Origin of the sequence: Streptomyces sp. L-9-10 (genome assembly GCF_004151105.1) — a bacterium.
GTDB lineage: Bacteria > Actinomycetota > Actinomycetes > Streptomycetales > Streptomycetaceae > Streptomyces.
Genome location: NZ_PHRF01000097.1, coordinates 135919 through 154518, shown reverse-complemented (window position 1 = coordinate 154518; position 18600 = coordinate 135919). Strand labels below are relative to the sequence as shown.

Sequence of the window (18600 nt, the reverse complement as noted above, 5' to 3'; positions counted from 1 at the left end):
GTACAGGCGGAGGACGCGGGAGAGGCGGGCAGAAGGGGCGGGCGCCCGTACGGACGCCCGCCCCCTGGTGCTGCCTCTCGGCTTCCTACGTTACGTCCCGTTACGGGGTAACGCTCTCGATGATCACACTGCCGGTGCCCGCGGCCGTGCCGCGCGCGTTGAGCAGCTGGACCTCACCGAAGAACTGCCGGCCCGCCGGGGCCGCGCTCTTCACCAGCACCTCGGCCGCGACCTGCGCCGAAGCACCGCTGGCGAGCTTGACGGGACCGTCCGCCTCGACCGAGCCGAGCGAGTCCGAGTAGTACACGTCGCGGTAGTCGTACGCCGTGGACCCGGCCGGGACCGCGTAGGCGTCGACGGTGATCGTGTACGTACCGGCCGCCGGGTTGGCCAGGCTGACGGACTCCGCCGAGCCGGCCGTCGTGGACTGGCCGAGGGTCCGGCCGTCCTTCTCGACGAAGAGGTCGAGGTCGGCGCCCGTGTCGCTGGTGCCGCCGATCGCCACGTCGAGCCGCTCGACGCCCGCACCGATGGTGACGGTCGTCACCTGCTGGTCGCCGTCCGCGATCGTCGGACGGGAGACCTTCGCCGAGCCCAGCGAGCCGCCGCCGAGCGTGCCGTCGATGGCCGCGTAGCCGTTGGTGACCTTCCAGGACACCGGCGCCGGGGTGCCGATCTTCGCCTCGGGGATCGTGGTGACCGCCGGGTCGAAGACCGTGCCCATCAGCGTCGTGTCCAGCTTGTACTTGTTGTCGAGCAGCGGCGACGTACGGCGCGACTCGACCTCGATCTCCCAGACGCCGGGCTGCGGGTCCGGGTACGACCGCACGTCCGGGCGGCAGGTGTTGGCCGGGTTCGGGTAGTTCGGGTAGCAGAAGATCGTGGAGCTGTCCTCCATCTGCACGCCGTACGGGCTGATGGCGATGAACCGGGTCTGGCTGTCCTTGGCCAGTCCGCCGAGCGCCACCTCAAGGGTCTTCGCGCCCTCGGGCACCGTCACGAAGTACGACTTCGACGCGTTGCGCTGCACCGAGCCCGACGCCGAGAACGCGTACGCGGGCTTGGCCAGCTCCTTCGAGACGACCACGGTGGTGAGGACCTGCTTGTCCACCCCCTCCGTACGGCGGTCATCGACCTCCAGGATCGCGCTGTGCACCCCGGCGGAACCGGGCCTGGCCTGCACGGTCACGGTCACCGGCTGGTTCAGCGGCAGCTTGATCCGGTCGCTGCCGAGCAGCCGGAAGGTCTTGTCGTCGTACTTCCACTTCAGCCGGTGCTCCAGCGCGCCCTTGGCGCCGGTGGTCCGGGTGAGGGTGATGTCGTACGTCCGGCTCTTGCCGGCCTTCAGACCGCCCTCGCGGTCGTACAGACCGGTGCCGAAGCCCGGCGTCTTCAGGAGCTGGTCGAGGGCCGTGTCGACGGGGGCCTTGACCGTGTACTCATGGGCGGTGGCGCCCTTCTGGATGGACTTCCACGCGCCCTCGACATCGATCAGACCGGCGCCCTGCTCATGCGCCTGGAGACCGGCGATCTTGGTGGCGCTGCTGGTGAGCGCCGTCCGCAGGGTGGCGGGGGTGAGGCTGATCCGCTTCTGCTTGGCGGCGGAGAGCAGCAGCGCGCTCGCGCCCGCGGCCTGCGGGGAGGCCATCGAGGTGCCCTGGAGCATGGAGTAGCCGGGCGGCAGCTGGTAGCCCGCCTCGGCGACCGGACCGCCGGGGGCCCAGGTCTGGGTGCTGTTGATGGCCGCGCCGGGAGCGGTGAGGGTCGGCGTGAAGCCGCCGTCCTCGCGGGGGCCGCGGGCCGAGAACGGCAGCAGCGCGTACTTCGTCGTCACACCGGAGCCGTAGTTGGCGGCCCAGGTCTCCTTGGAGATCGACGCGGCGACGGAGATGACCTTGTCGGCCAGGGCCGGGTCGCTGATGGTGTTGGTGCCCGGACCGTCGTTGCCGGCCGAGATCACGATCTGCACGCCGTACGTGTCGATGAGCCGTGTGTACAGCTGGGCACGGGCGTTGTTGCCGTCGTTGAGCGGCGGCAGGCCGCCGATCGACATGTTGACGATGTCCACACCGCGGTTGGCGACGAGGTCGATCATGCCCTCGGTCAGCGCGACGCTGGTGCAGCCGCCGCTCCAGGAGCAGGCGCGCGAGGACACCAGCTTGGCGCCGGGGGCGGCGCCGTTCATCTTGCCGCCGAACAGGCCGTTGGCGGCGGTGATCCCGGCGACGTGCGAGCCGTGCGCGCCCTCGATGACACCGATGTTGACGAAGTCGGACTTCGCGCCCTCGGCGTTGTAGACGACGTCCTTGCGGATCTCGACCACGAACGGGATGCGCTCGACCACGGAGGTGGCCGGATCGTCCTTGCCGAAGTAGCCGATCTGGAAGCCGTTCTTGTACGGCTTCATGGCGGTGTCGTTGGTGAAGTTGCCGTCGTTGTTCAGGTCGACGCGTACGGTCCCCTTGGCCGGGTCGTAGAGCACGCCCCAGGTGTCGGTGGTGTCACCGTCACGGTTGAGGTCGCCCGCCATCTCGCCGCCGAGGGTGGCGTCCTCGCGGAACGCGCGGTACTTGAACGAGCCCGCCGGGGCCTTCCACGTACGGCCGTCGGCCGTGAAGGACGGACCGGACACCGCGGTGTCCATCCGGCGCCAGGTGCCGTCGCCGTCGGACACCGGGTCCGTGGCGGTCACCCAGTCGACGATCTTGCGCTCGCCGGTGGTGGTCTTCTGGAGCGCGGGGTGGCCCAGGTCGACACCCGAGTCCAGGATGCCGATGGTGACACCGCGGCCGTCGGCCTTCGGGTTCTTCTTGACGAAGTCCACCGCGCCGGTCTCGAAGGACGGGTTGTACGGGTTCTTCGCCGGGGTCTCGCTGCTCGGCGCCGGGTACTTCCTGGCGGCCGAACCGCCCGCGCCCTTCGCGGCCTTCGCCGTGTCCGCGGCGGGCCTCGGGTCGTCCAGCGCGATCTCCTGGTTGAGATCGATGCCGTGGACGGAGGAGAGCTTCTGGGCCGCCCTGATCGCGGCGTCCGCCTTGGCGGTGGGGAGCGTGGCCCGTACGTAGCCGAGCTTGTCGTTCGTCTTGCCGACCACGGCGCCCGCGACGGCGTCCAGTTGACCGGCGACCTGCTCGGTCGCCCCCGGTGCGGTGGCGACCATCATGGTGATGTTCTTCTCGCCCTTGGCCTTCGCCTTGGCGAGCAGACCGGCGTCGGCCGCCCCGAGCTTGTCGGAGGCGTCGGAACCGGAGGACGACTTGACGGGGGCGGCCGGGTCATCGGCGCCCGTCGCGGAGAAGGCGGGCACCGCGCCGGTGGCTATCAGCGCGGCCACCAGACCGGCGGCCGCCGCGACCCTGGCCACGCGTCTCGCCCCGGATATGGAGCTCTCGGATTCGGAGGTCATCAGCATCCCTGCGTCGTGAAAGAGACAGTCCGGAATTCGGTACCGGATGACCGCTCAGCTTTTCGTAAGTGACAGGGTTTTGTGGAGGGTTGTCAGGGGCGAGTTTCAGTCATGGCGGACACCCGCCAGTGGTGCGCCTGCGCCACCGGGGACCAATGGGGCGAAATCCGGGCCGATACCGGGGAGCTGGAGGGGCGGGCCGGGGTTGAGGACCGCAGGCCGGGGCCACGGGCCGGGTGCCGGGGAGTCGGTGGCCGGGCACCGGCTCCCCGGCACCGCGCGCCGGTCACCGCGCGCCGGTGCCCTCGGCCGGCTCCGGCGCGCACGCCCCGGCCCGCAGGTCCCCTCGCCGCGTCGTTCATCTCGGCAGGATGACCACCTGCGCGGCCGGATCCCGGTCGTTCGCCGCCATCAGGGCCGTACGGACCACCGTCGCCTGCTGATCCAGCGCCTCCCGCAGCTTTCTGGGCGTGAGATGGACGACCGTGATCCCGAGCCGCTCCAGATGCTCGCGCTTACGGACGGCCGCCGACCACAACTCGTCCTCGTCGTCCGTCCGGTCCTCCTCCCGGCCGCCCGGCCTCGGTGCCCTGGTGTCCAGTTCGACGGCGACCGCCTGGTCCGGCCAGTAGGCGTCCACGCCGCCCAGGTACGGCCCGCCTGGCAGCCGCAGATCCACGTTCCACAGCGGCTCCTGGAGCCCGTACACCCGCACCAGTTCGTACAGCCGGCCCTCGGCCAGGGTCCGCCCCTCGGCGAGCAGGGAGTCCACCGCGTCCACCACATGCCGCCGCGCGAGCAGCCCGGACCGGCTCAGCTCCCGTACCACCAGGGCCGGTTCGCAGTGCCCGGCGCGGACCGCCTCGGTCAGCAGCGCGACGACGGTGTCCGCGTCGGACAGTTCCGCCACCGCGTCGGCCAGCGCGCGTCCCACGGGCGCCACCGGCATCCCGTCGATCCGCTCGGGGCGCGGCAGGGAGTGGGCACGGATCAGCCGGGCGTACCCCGTGGACCGCAGCCGCCGGGTGCGCGGTACGAGCACATCGATCCGGTCCAGCGAGAGCAGCGGGGGAGTGGACGAGAATCCGTACAGCGCCAGCGCCGCCAGCCCCGTGATCATCACCGCCCCGTACGGAGACACGGACGCCGCGGACCCGGACCCGGTCCCCGACCCGGACGAGGACGAGGGCGAGGACGCGGAGGTGGGCTGGGCCGGTACACCCCGGGAGCTCTCCGCGCTCGGCCGCCCCGCGTACAGCAGTACCGCCCGGAGCCGCTCGTCGGCGGTCGGCGGCCCGGCGTGCAACAGGAAGACCCCCGGCAGCGGTTGCTGCCAGGGGCCGCCGGGCCGGCACTGAGCGGTGGCCCGGCCACCGGGGACACCGCGCTCACGCAGCTGCGCGAGCGAGAGCACACGACTCCGGGCGTCGTCGGAGAGGTGGCTGAGGGGGCGGGGGGAGACCGGGGTGTTGTTGTTCATGTCCCGGTGTCTCCCCCTACTCAGGCGTCCCTCTAACCCCCGTTACCCGTTTGTCGGCAAAACAGGACAAGATCGTCCTAAAGTAAGGGCGTTCGACTGCCGATCAGGGGCCCGCCCATACGCTCATATGCCGTCAGCCGGCCGCCGCCGTACCGCAGGCCGCGTCGCATTCCTGGCCGCGCAGCGCGCGCGCCAGATCGTCCGTCGCCTCCAGCACCAGCCTGCGCAGGGCGGGGGCCGCGTCCCGGTGCGTGTCCAGCCAGGCCGTCGCCGCGTCCAGGGTCCTGCGGTCTCCCTGGAGCCCCGGGAACAGCCCGCGCACCACATCCATGCCGATCTGGATCGAGCGCTCGGCCCACACCCGCTCGATCACCGCGAAGTACTTCGCGGCGTACGGCGCGAGCAACTCCCGCTGGTCCGGCCGGGAGAAACCGGCGATCGTCGCCTCGGCCAGCGCGTTCGACAGCGCGTCGGACTCGACGACCTGTGCCCACGCCTGCGCCTTGACGGCGGCCGACGGCCGGGCCGCCAGACAGCGCACCTGGTGGCGCTTGCCCGACGCCGTGTCGTCCCGGGCCAGTTCGGCGTCGATGACGGACTCGTCCGCCCGCCCGTGCGCGGCCAGCGGTCCCAGGAAGGCCCAGCGCAGCTCCTGGTCGACATCGAGTCCGTCGATCTTCGCCGTACCGTCCAACAGCCCTTGCAGCAGCTGGAAGTCCGCGTCGGAAGCGGCGACGGCGGCGAAGAAACGGGCCCAGGTCAGCTGGTGCTCACTGCCCGGCTCGGACAGCCGCAGCTCGCGCAGCGCGCCCTCGGCCAGCAGCCGCCCGCCCTCCTCGCGCCACGCCGGCGCCGCGTAGTGGGTGAGCGCCGACTCGGCCCAGGCGTGCAGCATCTGGAGCACGCCGATGCTCGTCTCGCGGCCCGCGTGGGTCAGTACCAGACCGATGAAGTCCCGGGCCGGCATGAGCCCGTCGCGCGTGAGGTTCCAGAGCGCGGACCAGCACAGGGCACGGGCGAGCGGGTCGGTGAGGTCCCCGAGATGCGCGCGCAGGGTGTCGAGCGAGCCCGCGTCGAAGCGGATCTTGCAGTACGTCAGATCGTCGTCGTTGACGAGGATCAGCTCCGGCCGCTCCGCGCCGGCCAGTTCGGTGACGACCGTACGCGGCCCGGCCACATCCGTCTCGGCACGGGCGAACCGTACGAGCTCGCCCTGCGGCGTACGCCGGTAGAGCCCGATGGCCACGCGGTGCGGCCGGAGTTCCGGATGCGACTCCGCCGCGTCCTGCACCACGGCCAGCTCGGTGACGCGTCCCTCGGCGTCGAAGATCACCTGTGGGGTGAGGGAGTTGAGCCCGGCGGTTTCCAGCCACGACCGGGACCAGCCCGTGAGGTCGCGCCCGGAGGTCTCCTCCAGTACGGAGAGCAGATCGGCCAGGCGCGTGTTGCCGTACGCGTTCCGCTTGAAGTAGCGCCGGGCACCCTCCAGGAACGCGTCCTGGCCGACGTACGCCACCAGTTGCTTCAGCACCGACGCGCCCTTGGCGTAGGTGATGCCGTCGAAGTTCAGCTTGGCGTCCTCCAGATCACGGATGTCGGCCGTGATCGGATGGGTGGACGGCAGCTGGTCCGCGCGGTACGCCCACGCCTTGCGGTTGTTGGCGAAGGTCGTCCAGGCATGGCTGAAGCGGGTCGCCCCCACCTGCGCGAACGAGCCCATGAAGTCCGCGAACGACTCCTTCAGCCACAGGTCGTCCCACCACCGCATGGTCACCAGATCGCCGAACCACATGTGCGCCATCTCGTGCAGGGTGGTGTTCGCCCGGCGCTCGTACGACGCCTGGGTCACCTGGCCGCGGAAGATGTACTCCTCGCGGAACGTCACCAGACCGGGGTTCTCCATCGCGCCGAGGTTGTACTCGGGCACGAACGCCTGGTCGTACTTCCCGAACGGATACGGGTAGTCGAAGTGGTCGTGGAAGAAGTCCAGGCCCTGCTTGGTGATCAGGAAGATGTCGTCCGCGTCGAAGTGCCGGGCGAGCCCCTTGCGGCACATCGCGCCGAGCGGGATCTCCAGGACCGTGCCGTCGTCGAACGTACGGCGATAGGAATCGGTCACATAGTGGTACGGACCGGCCAGAACCGCCGTGATGTATGTCGAGATCGGCTTCGTCTCCGCGAAGTGCCAGACCCCGTCGATGAGCGTGCCCTCGCCGTTGCTCCACGCGGTCCAGCCCTCGGGCGCGGTCACCCGGAAGCGGTACGGGGCCTTGAGGTCGGGCTGCTCGAAGTTGGCGAAGACCCGGCGCGCGTCGGCCGGCTCGTACTGCGTGTAGAGATAGACCTCGCCGTCCTCCGGGTCGACGAAGCGGTGCATGCCCTCGCCGGTGCGGCTGTACGCGCACTGCGCGTCCACCACCAGGACGTTCTCCGCCAGCAGGCCGTCCAGCGCGATCCGCGCGCCGTCGAAGACGGCGGCCGGGTCCAGCTCCGTCCCGTTGAGCGTCACGGCGGTCACGCCCGGGGCGATCAGATCGGCGAAGGTGGCGGCACCCGGCTCGGAGCAGCGGAACCGGATCGTCGTCACGGAGCGGAAGGTCCGCGGCGGGCTGTCCGCGCCCGGTGCTTCCCTGTCCGGTGCTTCCCTGTCCGGTGCCCCCGCGCCCGGTGCCTCGGCGCCCGGTTCGCCCGAGCCCGGCACCTCGCCGACCGCCGAGCGCAGGTCGAGGTCCACCTCGTACCCGTCTACGGTCAGCAGGTCGGCCCGCTCGCGGGCCTCTTCGCGGGACAGGTTCTCACCGGGCACGGTCACTCCTTTGTGGCTCGCCTTCGTGGCTCGTCCGAAACAGGAACGATCCTCGCACGCGCCACTGACGCGCCGCATACGGGAATGCTCCCGGCGGCCCGTGGTGTTCCCGTTGGCAGGTGCGTCCGCAGCCGTTCATGAGGAGAGACATGTCCGAGAAGACCCCCGTCGACTTCTGGTTCGACCCGCTGTGCCCCTGGGCCTGGATGACCTCCCGCTGGGTCCTCGAAGTGGAGAAGGTCCGCGATATCGAGGTCCGCTGGCATGTGATGAGCCTGGCCGTCCTCAATGAGGACAAGGACATCCCCGAGGAGTACCGCGAGGGCCTCGCGAAGGCCTGGGCCCCGGTCCGTGTGGTCATCGCCGCCCAGCAGAAGCACGGTGACAAGGTCGTGGGACCGCTGTACACCGCGCTCGGCACCCGTTTCCACAACCAGGGCGAGGGCGCGACCCGCGAGGCGATCGCCGCCGCCCTGGCGGACGTGGACCTGCCCGCCGATCTGATCGACTACGCCGATTCCGACACCTACGACAAGGAGCTGCGCGCCTCCCACAAGGAGGGCATCGACAAGGTCGGCCAGGAGGTCGGTACGCCGGTCATCGCCGTCCCCGGCGCCGACGGCGAGCAGATCGCCTTCTTCGGCCCGGTCGTCACCCCGGCCCCCAAGGGCGAGGAGGCCGCGAAGCTCTGGGACGGCACGCTGATGGTCGCGTCGATCCCGGGCTTCTACGAGATCAAGAGGACGAGGACGCAGGGCCCCATCTTCGACTGACCTTTGTCTGTCATTGCCGGCTGCCCGATGTCACAGCCCGATGTCACAGAGGGACCCCCGCGAGTCACGTCCTCGCGGGGGTCCTTCCTCATTCCGCCCGCACGTGAAAGGTGAGAAGACGATCACGAGCAGGACGCGTACGGCCGGGGGCCGGGCCCGCCGGTCCGCCGGGCCTACGGGGCGAGCAGCAGGTTGTTGGCCCGCTCCTTGGCGGACGCGTAACGCTTCGCCACGTCCTGCCAGTTGACGACGCGCCACATGGCCTCGATGAAGTCCACCTTCTGGTTCTTGTACTGGAGGTAGAAGGCGTGCTCCCAGGCGTCGAAGACCAGGACGGGCACCGAGCCCTGGCCGACATTGCCCTGGTGGTCGTAGACCTGCTCGACGATCAGCCGGCCGCTGACCGGCTCGTACGCGAGCACGCCCCAGCCCGAGCCCTGGGTGGTCGCGGCGGCCTTGGTCAGCTGGGACTTGAAGCCGGCGAAGGAGCCGAAGGACTCGGCGATCGCGTCCGCCAGGTCGCCGACGCCGTCCGCGGCGAGCGGCTCGCCGCCCCCGTCACCGGTCATGTTGTGCCAGTAGATCGAGTGGAGGATATGGCCGGAGAGATGGAACGCGAGGTTCTTCTCCAGCCCGTTGATCGCTCCCCAGGACTCCTTGTCGCGCGCTTCCGCGAGCTGGTCGAGGGTGTCGTTGGCGCCCTTGACGTAGGCCGCGTGGTGCTTGTCGTGGTGCAGCTCGATGATCTGCGGATTGATGACCGGTTCGAGCGCCGCGTAGTCGTACGGAAGTTCAGGAAGCGTGTATACCGCCATGGTCAAACCCTCCGGCCTCTTATTGCACATCCTATGCAACTGCACGCTAACAGCAACATGGCCGGGTGCTGATCAGGCCGTGGTCCTAGGTCTTCCGTGCCGTGCCGGGGTGTGCCCGTAACGCGGCGCGCGTTGTTTGGAGCGGCACTTTGTGCCATCTCCGACAACGCGCTGACGTCCGCTTTGTGGGCGACTGACGGTGATTCGGCGCGGGGCCGTCGGCTACCGTCGGGCTGTTCGACGCCTGATCCCGAAGCCCGTAACCCGACGTCGGGAGACCGACGCCCCACGACCGCGGAGACCCCATGAGCACTGCTGCCGCCGCCCCCCGTACCGGAGCGGTACTCGCCGATCTGCTCCCCGCCACCCGCACCCGGGACATCGCCCTGGTCGTCGGGGGAGCGGTGCTCACCGGAGTGGCGGCGCAGATAGCCGTCCCGGTCCCGGGCTCCCCCGTACCGGTGACCGGCCAGACCTTCGCCGCGCTGCTCGTCGGCACCGCCCTGGGTGCCCGCCGCGGCTTCCTCTCCCTCGCGCTCTACGCCGTGGTCGGCATGGCCGGGGTGCCGTGGTTCGCGGAGGGCCGCTCGGGTCTGAGCTTCGCTTCCTTCGGCTATGTCCTCGGCATGCTGCTCGCCGCCACGGTGGTGGGCGCGCTGGCCCGCCGTGGCGGCGACCGCTCCGTACCGCGTACGGCCGGGACGATGGTGCTCGGCTCGGCGCTCGTCTACGCGGTGGGCGTGCCCTACCTGGCGCTGTACACCGGCATGTCACTGAGTGCCGCCGTCAGTGCCGGTCTGGTGCCCTTCCTGCTCGGGGACGCGCTCAAGGCGGCCCTGGCGATGGGCGCGCTGCCCGCCGCCTGGAAGCTCGCCGGCCGCCGCGGCTGACGAGCTTCCAGGGTCATTCCGGGTTCCGGGGCGTGGTTCCGGCGGATCCGGGGCGTGGTTGCGGCGGAACAGGTTCCTCCCGGCGTGCGGCTCAGCCCCGGCCGTCGGCCTCCGCCGCCTTCTCCCGCCGCCCACGCGCCTCCTTGACCAGCGCGATCCCCACCACGAGCGCCGCCACCAGCAGGGACAGCAGCACCTGCTCGCGCGCCGCGTCGTCGGTGAGCATGTAGACCAGCACGAACGAGATCATCGCGATCGTCGCCCAGGTCAGATACGGGAAGAGCCACATCCGTACGACCAGCTTCTCCGGCTCCTCGCGCAGGATGATCCCGCGCATCCTCAGCTGCGTGAAACAGATGACCAGCCATACGAACAGCGCCACCGCGCCGGACGAGTTGAGCAGGAACGCGAAGACCGAGTCGGGCCACTGGTAGTTGAAGAAGACGGCGACGAACCCGAAGAGGACGGACGACAGGATCGCGGCCGTGGGGACACCGCGCGCGTTCGTCCGGGCGAACGCCTTGGGCGCGTCCCCGCGCAGGCCGAGCGAGAAGGCCATCCGGGACGCCGTGTAGAGACCGGAGTTCAGACAGGACAGCACGGCCGTCAGCACGATGAAGTCCATCACCTGCCCGGCGTGCGGGATCCCGATCGAGTTCAGCGCCGCGACGTACGAGCCGTCCTTGACGATCGACGGATCGTTCCAGGGCAGCAGCGTCAGCACGACGAAGATGGACCCCAGGTAGAAGACGGCGATCCGCCAGATCACGCTGTTGGTCGCCTTGGCGACGGCCCGCTGCGGGTCAGAGGACTCTCCGGCGGCGAGCGTGACGATCTCGCTTCCCATGAAGGAGAAGACGACCATCAGCACACCGGTCAGGATCGCGCCGGCCCCGTTGGGCAGGAATCCGCCGGTGTCCGAGAGATGCGAGAGACCCGCGCCCGGATTGTCGGACCCCGGCAGCAGCCCGAAGACGGCGAGCAGACCGACGACGACGAACGCCCCGATCGCCACGACCTTGATGCCGGCGAACCAGAACTCGAACTCACCGTACGAGGCGACCGACGCGAGGTTCGTGGCGGTCAGTACGACCATCACGATCAGCGCCCACGCCCACTGCGGCACCGCCGGTATCCAGCCCTCCAGGATCTGGGCGCCCGCGGTCGCCTCGACCGCCAGCACCACCACCCAGAAGAACCAGTAGAGCCAGCCGATGGAGAACCCGGCCCAGCGGCCGAGCGCCTGGTCCGCGTAGGCGGAGAAGGATCCGGAGCTGGGCCGCGCCGCGGCCATCTCGCCGAGCATGCGCATCACGAGCACGACCATCAGGCCGACCAGCGCGTACGACAGCAGGATGCCGGGGCCCGCGGCGGCGATACCGGAAGCGGAGCCGACGAACAGCCCGGCGCCGATCACACCGCCGATCGCGATCATGGACAGATGGCGGTTCTTGAGACCGGCTTTCAGGCCGTCGGAGGACTGCGGATTCCCAGGTTCGTTGGGAGTTCCGCCTTCCTTCGTGGGGGACGGCAGGGAGGTCATGCGGCAATCCTTACGTCTACGGTCCACTCAAGTAATGAGTCCCGGCATTCAAGCGTCCGGCCACCCGATGTTGGAAGTGGCGACTCCGTTTCGTTACCCGGGGGGCGGGCGCCGACGCCCGGGTTACCGGAGCGTTGATCCCGCTGACCGCTACCCAGCGGAGCGCGAGCCACACCCCGCGTGCCACACTTCGGTCCATGCGCGTGTATCTCGGTTCCGACCATGCCGGCTACGAACTCAAGAACCACCTCGTCGAGTGGCTCACGGCCCACGGCCACGAGCCCGTCGACTGCGGACCCCACATCTACGACGCCGAGGACGACTATCCGCCGTTCTGCCTGCGCGCCGCGGAGCGCACGGCGGCGGACCCGGACAGTCTCGGCGTGGTGATCGGCGGCTCCGGCAACGGCGAGCAGATCGCCGCGAACAAGGTCAAGGGCGTCCGCGCCGTCCTCGCCTGGAGCGAGCAGACAGCGGCTCTCGGACGCGAGCACAACGACGCCAACGTCATCTCCGTCGGCGGCCGGATGCATACGCAGGACGAGGCGACGAAGTTCGTCGAGATCTTCCTCGCCACCCCGTACTCGGGCCTGGAGCGTCACGCGCGCCGTATCAAGATGCTCACCGACTACGAGTCGACCCACGAGCTGCCGCCCGTCCCGGCCCACCACCCGCAGCAGGACTAGCACTGTCCGGACTCACCACGTGCCGCCGGGTGCCGCCCCGGCGGCACAGCCATGCCACGGCGCACGGCCCGTCCGTTCACCGAGGACGATTCACCCCACTCGTCACAGAGGAGTCCCCCGTGCCCGAGGGGCATACGATCCACCGCCTCGCCGAGGACCATCTCGACCGCTTCGGCGGCCGGCCCGCCCGGGTCAGCAGCCCCCAGGGCAAGTTCTCCGACAGCGCGGCGCTCCTCGACGGCCGGGTCCTCGACGCCGTCGACGCCCACGGCAAGCATCTCTTCCTCGGCTTCGGCGACCAGGGCTGGGTCCATATCCACCTCGGCCTGTTCGGCAAGGTCGGCTTCGGTGACGCGCCCGCCCCGCCGCCCACCGACACCGTCAGGCTGCGGCTCGCCTCCGACACGGCGTACATGGATCTGCGCGGCCCCACCACCTGCGCCCTGATCACCGTCCCCGAGAAGGACGCGATACACGACCGCCTCGGCCCGGACCCGCTGCGCCGCGCGGACGACGGCGAGAAGGCGTGGGAACGGATCTCCCGGTCCCGTACGACCGTCGCCGCCCTGCTCATGGACCAGAAGGTGATCGCGGGCGTGGGCAACGTCTACCGCGCCGAGGTCCTCTTCCGGCACGGCATCGACCCGTACCGCGCGGGCAAGGACCTCACCCGCCGCGAGTGGGACGCGATCTGGGCGGATCTGGTGGCGCTGATGCGGGAGGGCGTACGGCACAACCGGATCGACACCGTCCGTCCCGAGCACACCCCCGAGGCGATGGGCCGCCCGCCGCGCGTCGACGATCACGGCGGCGAGGTGTACGTCTACCGCAGGGCACGGATGCCCTGCCTGCTGTGCGGCGACGAGATCCGCACCGCGACCCTCGCCGCCCGCAACCTGTTCTGGTGTCCGGGCTGCCAGCAGCGCTGAACACCCGCTCCTCCGGCCCTGCGGCCCCTCCGGCCCCCTCGGCTCCGCCGGCTCAGAACCCGTGGGGCAGCCAGGGCGCGATCTCCGACGAGAACCCGGCCGACGCCTCGCTCAGCGCTCCGGACCGTATCTCCCGTACCCGCCCGGCGCGCGCCAGCGCGGCCAGGGAGACGCCGCCCAGATACGCGGCGCTCAACTCGTTGACGGACAGCGCCAGCTCGGCCTGATCGGCGGTGCGCTCGCAGGACGCGCCCTTGGAGTCGCCGGACAGCCGCCAACGCCCCTCGTTCCACGGGCAGAACGCGTCCGTCACCTCCACCACCACATCCACCGGCGTCCGGTACGTACGGGCCTCCAGCGCGGCCCCGACCTCCACCGGCCGCAGATACAGCGAGTCCCGCAGCCGCACCTGGCACCGCCGGATGTCGGAGACCAGATACTGGAACGGATCGTCCGCGGGCCGGTTGCCCGCCTGGATCGCCGACGTCAGATCGATCGAGAAGAGGAAGTTCCAGAGCGACGCGTACGCCACCGGGTCCAGGGCGTACAGATCCCGCAGCTCGATCGTGCCCTTGGGGCCTGCCCCGTCCCACTCCGGCTTGTTGTGGAAGAGCGTGAACCCCACCACCTCGCCGTCCCGCTCCGCCAGCACGCACTGGAGCGCCGACTTCCCGTCCCGCACCTTCCCGGCGTCGACGACCGGATGCCGCTCCCAGCCCGGCCGGCGGGCGAGCATGCCCGGCCGCTCCGCGACCTCCGCGGCGTACACCGCCTCGCACGCGTCACGTACAGCCGGGTCATCCGGTTTCACCCGACGAAGACGTACATCACCCGAACCTTCGGGAATCGCGATCCGCACCCGGGAGGTGTCTATCTCCGCCGAGAGCTGCTCGGTCGCGGCGCTGTAGCCGTACCGTCCGTAGATCACCGGCTCGGACGCCGTCAACACGGCGAGCGGCTCGCCCCACGACCTGACGTCATCGAGCTGGCGCCGCATCATCGACGTCAGCACCCCGCGCCGGCGGTGCGTCGCCGCCACGCTCACCATCGTCACGCCCGCCGCGGGCACCTGGGCACCGCCCGGTACCGAGAGCCGGAAGCTGAACGCCCCCGCCGTGCCCACGCACTCGTCGCCGTCCCAGACCCCGATCGAACGGTCGAACTCGGTGAGATCTCTCATCAGCCGGGTCTCCCCGATGGTCTCCGGGACACCGCCGAACGCGAGCTCCAACGCCCCGAACCAGGTGTCCCATTCGGCCGGTTCCAGTACCCGTAGGTCGATAGTCATATGCCATCAGTACCAGGGGTACGACAACGAGGCGACCCGATTTCGAACGCAATGTCACAGGGGTCCCCCTGCACGCCGGGCGGACGGATCGATAGGGTCCACAACAATGGCCGGTGTCGCGGGAGCGGAGTCGTACTCGGCCCGGATGCGCAGGAAGCTGCACCGGGTCCGCAACGGCGTGCGCAAATCCGGGGTCGACTACTTCCGCGGAGACGGCTCGGACTGGGTCGCCCTCGTCGGTCTGCTGCTCACCGTCCCGGCCATCACGCTCACCACGATCGCCGTCCCCGTCTGGTGCGCGCCCTCCGCGCTCGTCCTCCCGATCGTGGCCGGCGGGCTGCTGCTGCGGCCCGCGAGCCTGCTCAGTCTGTACGCGGCCGCGGCCGCCGCGCTGATCGTCGAGTCGATGGTCCTCGGCCCGTATCCGGACGGCCCGGCGCGGGTCACCCCCGGCACGGTGCTCGTGGTCGCCGCCTGCGGACTCTTCGGACTGCTGATCGCCCAGTTCAGGGCGCGAGTCGGGGTGCCCTGGCGGCGCGGCGGGACGATGCTCTTCGACCTGCGGGAACGGATCAGGGTGCAGAGCGCCCTGCCCCGGCTCCCCAAGGGCTGGCACCGCGAGATGGCGCTGCGCCCGGCCGGCGGCCAGTCCTTCTCCGGCGACTTCGTGGTGGCCGCCCGTACGAACGGCGGCCGGACGCTCGAAGTCGTCCTGACCGATGTCTCGGGCAAGGGCATGGACGCGGGCTCCCGCGCCCTGCTGCTCTCGGGCGCCTTCGGTGGACTCCTCGGCTCGCTCCCGCCGCACAGCTTCCTTCCCGCGGCCAACGGCTATCTTCTCCGGCAGGACTGGGACGAGGGGTTCGCCACCTCCATCCATCTCGTCCTCGATCTGGACTCGGGAGACTTCGAACTGCTGTCGGCGGGCCATCTGCCCGCTCTCCAGCTGCACGCGGGCAGTGGCCGCTGGGAGGAGAAGTCGGGCGAGGGCCCGCTGCTCGGGGTGTACGACGGGGCACAGTTCGACCCGGTCAAGGGCTCACTGCGCCCCGGTGACGTGCTGATGCTCTTCACGGACGGGCTGGTCGAGGCCCCGGGCCGCGATCTGGGCGAGGGCATCGACCGCCTCACGGGCGAGGCCGACCGCTATGTCGTCCCGGGCTTCGAGGGCGCGGCCTGGCATCTGATCGAGGCGGTCGCGAAGGACGTCAACGACGACCGCGCGCTGCTGCTGATCTGCCGCGAGCCGGGCCCGCCGGCAGGTACCGACCCGTATCCCGGCAGGCGCTGACCCGCAGACAGAACTCCCCTCCGCCGTCACGGGCGGAGGGGAGTTCTGTGGGTACCGGGGGCCGTCGCGGGTGGTGGTAAGGGCATGGGCGTCAGCTCGTCACCGGTGCCCCCCTGTCGCCCGCGTCCTTGGTGTACGGGCGTTCGTTCCCCTCGGGCCCGCTGCCGGGTCCGCTGTTGCCGCCGTCCCTCCCGCCACCGGGCAGGATCCGGGCCAGCCAGTGTGACCTGCCGGCCGCCAGCGGGCCGAGGACCGCGAGGACCAGGACGTATCCGGCGATGAACGGCGCGAGCCGGCTGTCGAGGCCCGCGGCCGCCGCCATCGTGGCGAGGATCAGCGCGAACTCGCCCCGGGCCAGCAGGGTCGTGGAGATGTTCGCCGCCGGCCCGGCACCGAAACCGAAGATCCTGGCCGCCGTGAGCCCCGCCGCGACGTTCATCACCAGGGTCACCGCCGCGGCGATGAGTACGGGCCAGAGCACGGTCGGCAGATCGCCCGGGTTGATCGACAGGCCGAAGGCGAAGAAGAAGATCGCGCCGAACGCGTCCCGCAGCGGGTGGACGAGCTTGCGGATCCGGGGCCCCGAGGTGGTGCCGCCGAGCATCAGACCGACCATGAACGCGCCGATGGCGTCCGCGACCCCGAACCACTCGGAGACACCGGCCACGAGGACCGCCGCGCCGAGGAAGGAGATGACGAGCAGCTCGTCGTCCCTGGTGTTCATGAGCCGTCCGACGACCTTCGTGCCGAACCGGGCCGCGAGCGCCAGCAGCAGCAGGAAGCCGAACGCCTTCGCACCGTCCATCACGGCGGCCGAGGCGCTGTCCGCACCGGACAGGATGGGCTGGAGCGCGGCGAGATAGAGGGCCAGGAAGATGTCCTCGACCACGATGATGCCGAGGATCGGTTTGGTCTCCGGGTTACCGATCCGGCCCATGTCGACCAGGACCTTGGTGACGATCGCGGACGAGGAGATACCGAGCACACCGGCGAGCACCAGCGCCTCCGACGTCCCCCAGCCGAGCGCGAAGCCGAAGCCGAGACCGGCGCCCACGTTCAGCGCGAGATACGCGCCGCCGGCGAGGGCCATCTTCCGGCCGCCCGCCTTGAGGTCGTCCAGATGGAATTCCAGACCGAGATAGAAGAGCAGCAGCACCAGCCCGAGGGCGGAGAGCATCTCCAGCTCGTGCGGGTCTTTGACCAGCACGATGCCGGGGGTGTGCGGGCCGAGCAGGATCCCGGCGAGGATGAACAGGGGAATGGTGGGCAGCTCGATACGGCTGCCCAGACGGGCGAGTACGGCGGCGGCGAGGAAGGCGCCGCCCATGGCTATGAGGGTCTCTGCGTGTCCGATGGGATCGTTCCTCCGTCAAGTCAAAGAAGCGTCAAGGAATCGTCAGTAATTAGTTTACCAAACGGTTTACTGAGCAACTTTGACCTGGGACGGGGGAGGCATGGAGCGGGAGGGAGCGCGACGGGCCGGCGCGGCCGGTTACCGAGAAGACCGCGCCTCGCGCCTGAACGCCCACCGCATCTCGGGCTCGGTGACACCGCGCAGGAGTCGTCGTACCGGAGGTGTGCACAGCAGCGTCACCGCGGCGGCGGCCGTGACGGTCAGCGCGACCTTCCCGGCGGGACCGGCCAGCCAGGGGTACGCGTCGAAGAGGCCGCCGTACACCGCTCCCTTGACCAGGAACCCGTGCAGCAGATACCCGCAGATCGTGCCCGCGCCCAGGGCCGTGAACCAGGTCCTCCGGCGGGGCACCCACGCCAGGAAACCGGCCGTCAGCAGCAGTGAGCAGCCGAAGAGCGCGAACGTCATCACGGGCCCGGCCCACCACGGGGCGTCCAGCTGCTGGGCGCTGGTATTGTGGTAGAGCCAGCCGGGCGGCATCCGGGTGGCCGCCCAGTACGAGAAGACCAGCGCGCCCGCGAACAGCGGCACCGCCAGCAGCCGGACCTCGCGCCGCCGCACCAGCTGGAAGTGTTCGGGCTTGAGCAGCAGTCCCAGGACGAAGTAGGGCGCGAACTGGAGTACGCGCTGGAGGCCGAGGTCCTCGCCGATGCCCGGGGTGAGCGAGGCCAGCGAGGCGACGCCGAGCGCCACCGTCATCGGGTGCCGCAGCGCGCGCCAGAGCGGGGTGGTCAGCCGCCAGACGAACAACGCGGCCAGGAACCAGGTGAGATACCAGGGGTCGAGCAGGCTGATGGGCAGGTCCGGGCTGTCGTCCGTGTACCGCTTGAAGAGCGAGTACGCCACCTCGAAGACCACGTAGGGCACCGCGACCCCGGTCACCAGGCGCCTGATCTGCTGCGGGCTCGCTGTGAAACCCCGGGAGAAGTAGCCGGAGACGAGGATGAAGGCCGGCATGTGGAAGGCGTAGACGAGCAGATAGAGCGCGCGCGTCGCCCGGCTGCCGTCCATGACCGGTTCCCAGAAGTGCGCCACCGCCACGAGCACGATCGCCAGGTACTTGGCGTTGTCGAAGAACGGGTCCCGCCTGGGGGACGTCGCGTGCGGATCCGCGGCCGGACCGGCGGCCCGCTGCCCGGTCGGCACCGGCGTGTCGGCCACCGCGGACGATCTGCTTCCGGCGGCGGGATCCACCTCCGCGGCCGGGAAGGAGCGGGCGAGCGGGGACGTCTCATAACTATGCGGCGCCTGGAACATTTGAGGCACCCTAGCGGCGCTC

13 protein-coding genes are annotated in these 18600 nt (G+C 70.3%); 5 read left to right on the top strand and 8 right to left on the bottom strand.

Going from position 1 to position 18600, the window contains the following annotated elements:
* Nucleotides 1-100: 100 nt before the first annotated feature.
* From CU044_RS25780 to pepN, 3 genes are all read right to left on the bottom strand, one after another.
* Entirely contained in the window at nt 101-3412 is a 3312-nt protein-coding gene (locus CU044_RS25780; protein ID WP_193564071.1) for a S8 family serine peptidase, read from the bottom strand.
* A gap of 352 nt (nt 3413-3764) precedes the next feature.
* On the bottom strand, nt 3765-4886 hold the full coding sequence (locus tag CU044_RS25775) for a hypothetical protein (protein ID WP_129771132.1): 1122 nt from the start codon (nt 4884-4886) through the stop codon (nt 3765-3767).
* A 133-nt stretch (nt 4887-5019) separates the two neighbouring features.
* Entirely contained in the window at nt 5020-7692 is a 2673-nt protein-coding gene (gene pepN, locus CU044_RS25770; protein ID WP_129771131.1) for an aminopeptidase N, read from the bottom strand.
* A 149-nt stretch (nt 7693-7841) separates the two neighbouring features.
* Between pepN and CU044_RS25765 the strand changes: the two genes are divergently transcribed.
* Complete coding sequence (locus CU044_RS25765; protein WP_275670222.1) at nt 7842-8465, top strand: DsbA family protein; 624 nt, start codon at nt 7842-7844, stop codon at nt 8463-8465.
* A 173-nt stretch (nt 8466-8638) separates the two neighbouring features.
* On the opposite strand, the gene CU044_RS25760 is transcribed toward CU044_RS25765, so the two are convergent.
* Complete coding sequence (locus CU044_RS25760; RefSeq protein WP_129771129.1) at nt 8639-9280, bottom strand: superoxide dismutase; 642 nt, start codon at nt 9278-9280, stop codon at nt 8639-8641.
* A gap of 305 nt (nt 9281-9585) precedes the next feature.
* On the opposite strand from CU044_RS25760, the gene CU044_RS25755 reads away from it, so the two are divergent.
* Nucleotides 9586-10170, top strand: coding sequence for a biotin transporter BioY (locus CU044_RS25755; protein WP_129771128.1), 585 nt, complete (start codon nt 9586-9588; stop codon nt 10168-10170).
* A 91-nt stretch (nt 10171-10261) separates the two neighbouring features.
* Here the strand turns inward: CU044_RS25755 and CU044_RS25750 are convergent, their stop codons facing one another.
* Nucleotides 10262-11713 (bottom strand): amino acid permease, encoded by a 1452-nt coding sequence (locus tag CU044_RS25750; protein ID WP_129771127.1) that lies wholly within the window; start codon nt 11711-11713, stop codon nt 10262-10264.
* Nucleotides 11714-11910: 197 nt separating this feature from the next.
* On the opposite strand from CU044_RS25750, the gene CU044_RS25745 reads away from it, so the two are divergent.
* Together CU044_RS25745 and CU044_RS25740 are read left to right on the top strand one after the other, a co-directional pair.
* Nucleotides 11911-12399 (top strand): ribose-5-phosphate isomerase, encoded by a 489-nt coding sequence (locus CU044_RS25745; protein ID WP_129771126.1) that lies wholly within the window; start codon nt 11911-11913, stop codon nt 12397-12399.
* Between the two features lie 119 nt (nt 12400-12518).
* On the top strand, nt 12519-13328 hold the full coding sequence (locus CU044_RS25740; protein ID WP_129771125.1) for a DNA-formamidopyrimidine glycosylase family protein: 810 nt from the start codon (nt 12519-12521) through the stop codon (nt 13326-13328).
* Nucleotides 13329-13380: 52 nt separating this feature from the next.
* Here CU044_RS25740 and CU044_RS25735 read toward each other — a convergent pair whose 3' ends face one another.
* Nucleotides 13381-14616 (bottom strand): GNAT family N-acetyltransferase, encoded by a 1236-nt coding sequence (locus tag CU044_RS25735; protein WP_129771124.1) that lies wholly within the window; start codon nt 14614-14616, stop codon nt 13381-13383.
* A 106-nt stretch (nt 14617-14722) separates the two neighbouring features.
* Between CU044_RS25735 and CU044_RS25730 the strand changes: the two genes are divergently transcribed.
* Nucleotides 14723-15907 carry a PP2C family protein-serine/threonine phosphatase gene (locus tag CU044_RS25730; protein WP_129771123.1) on the top strand — a complete coding sequence of 395 codons (1185 nt, stop codon included), beginning with the start codon at nt 14723-14725 and terminating at the stop codon, nt 15905-15907.
* 91 nt (nt 15908-15998) lie between these two features.
* On the opposite strand, the gene CU044_RS25725 is transcribed toward CU044_RS25730, so the two are convergent.
* Entirely contained in the window at nt 15999-17234 is a 1236-nt protein-coding gene (locus tag CU044_RS25725) for a cation:proton antiporter (RefSeq protein WP_240045838.1), read from the bottom strand.
* A gap of 165 nt (nt 17235-17399) precedes the next feature.
* On the bottom strand, nt 17400-18578 hold the full coding sequence (locus CU044_RS25720) for an acyltransferase family protein (RefSeq protein ID WP_129771122.1): 1179 nt from the start codon (nt 18576-18578) through the stop codon (nt 17400-17402).
* Nucleotides 18579-18600: the final 22 nt, after the last annotated feature.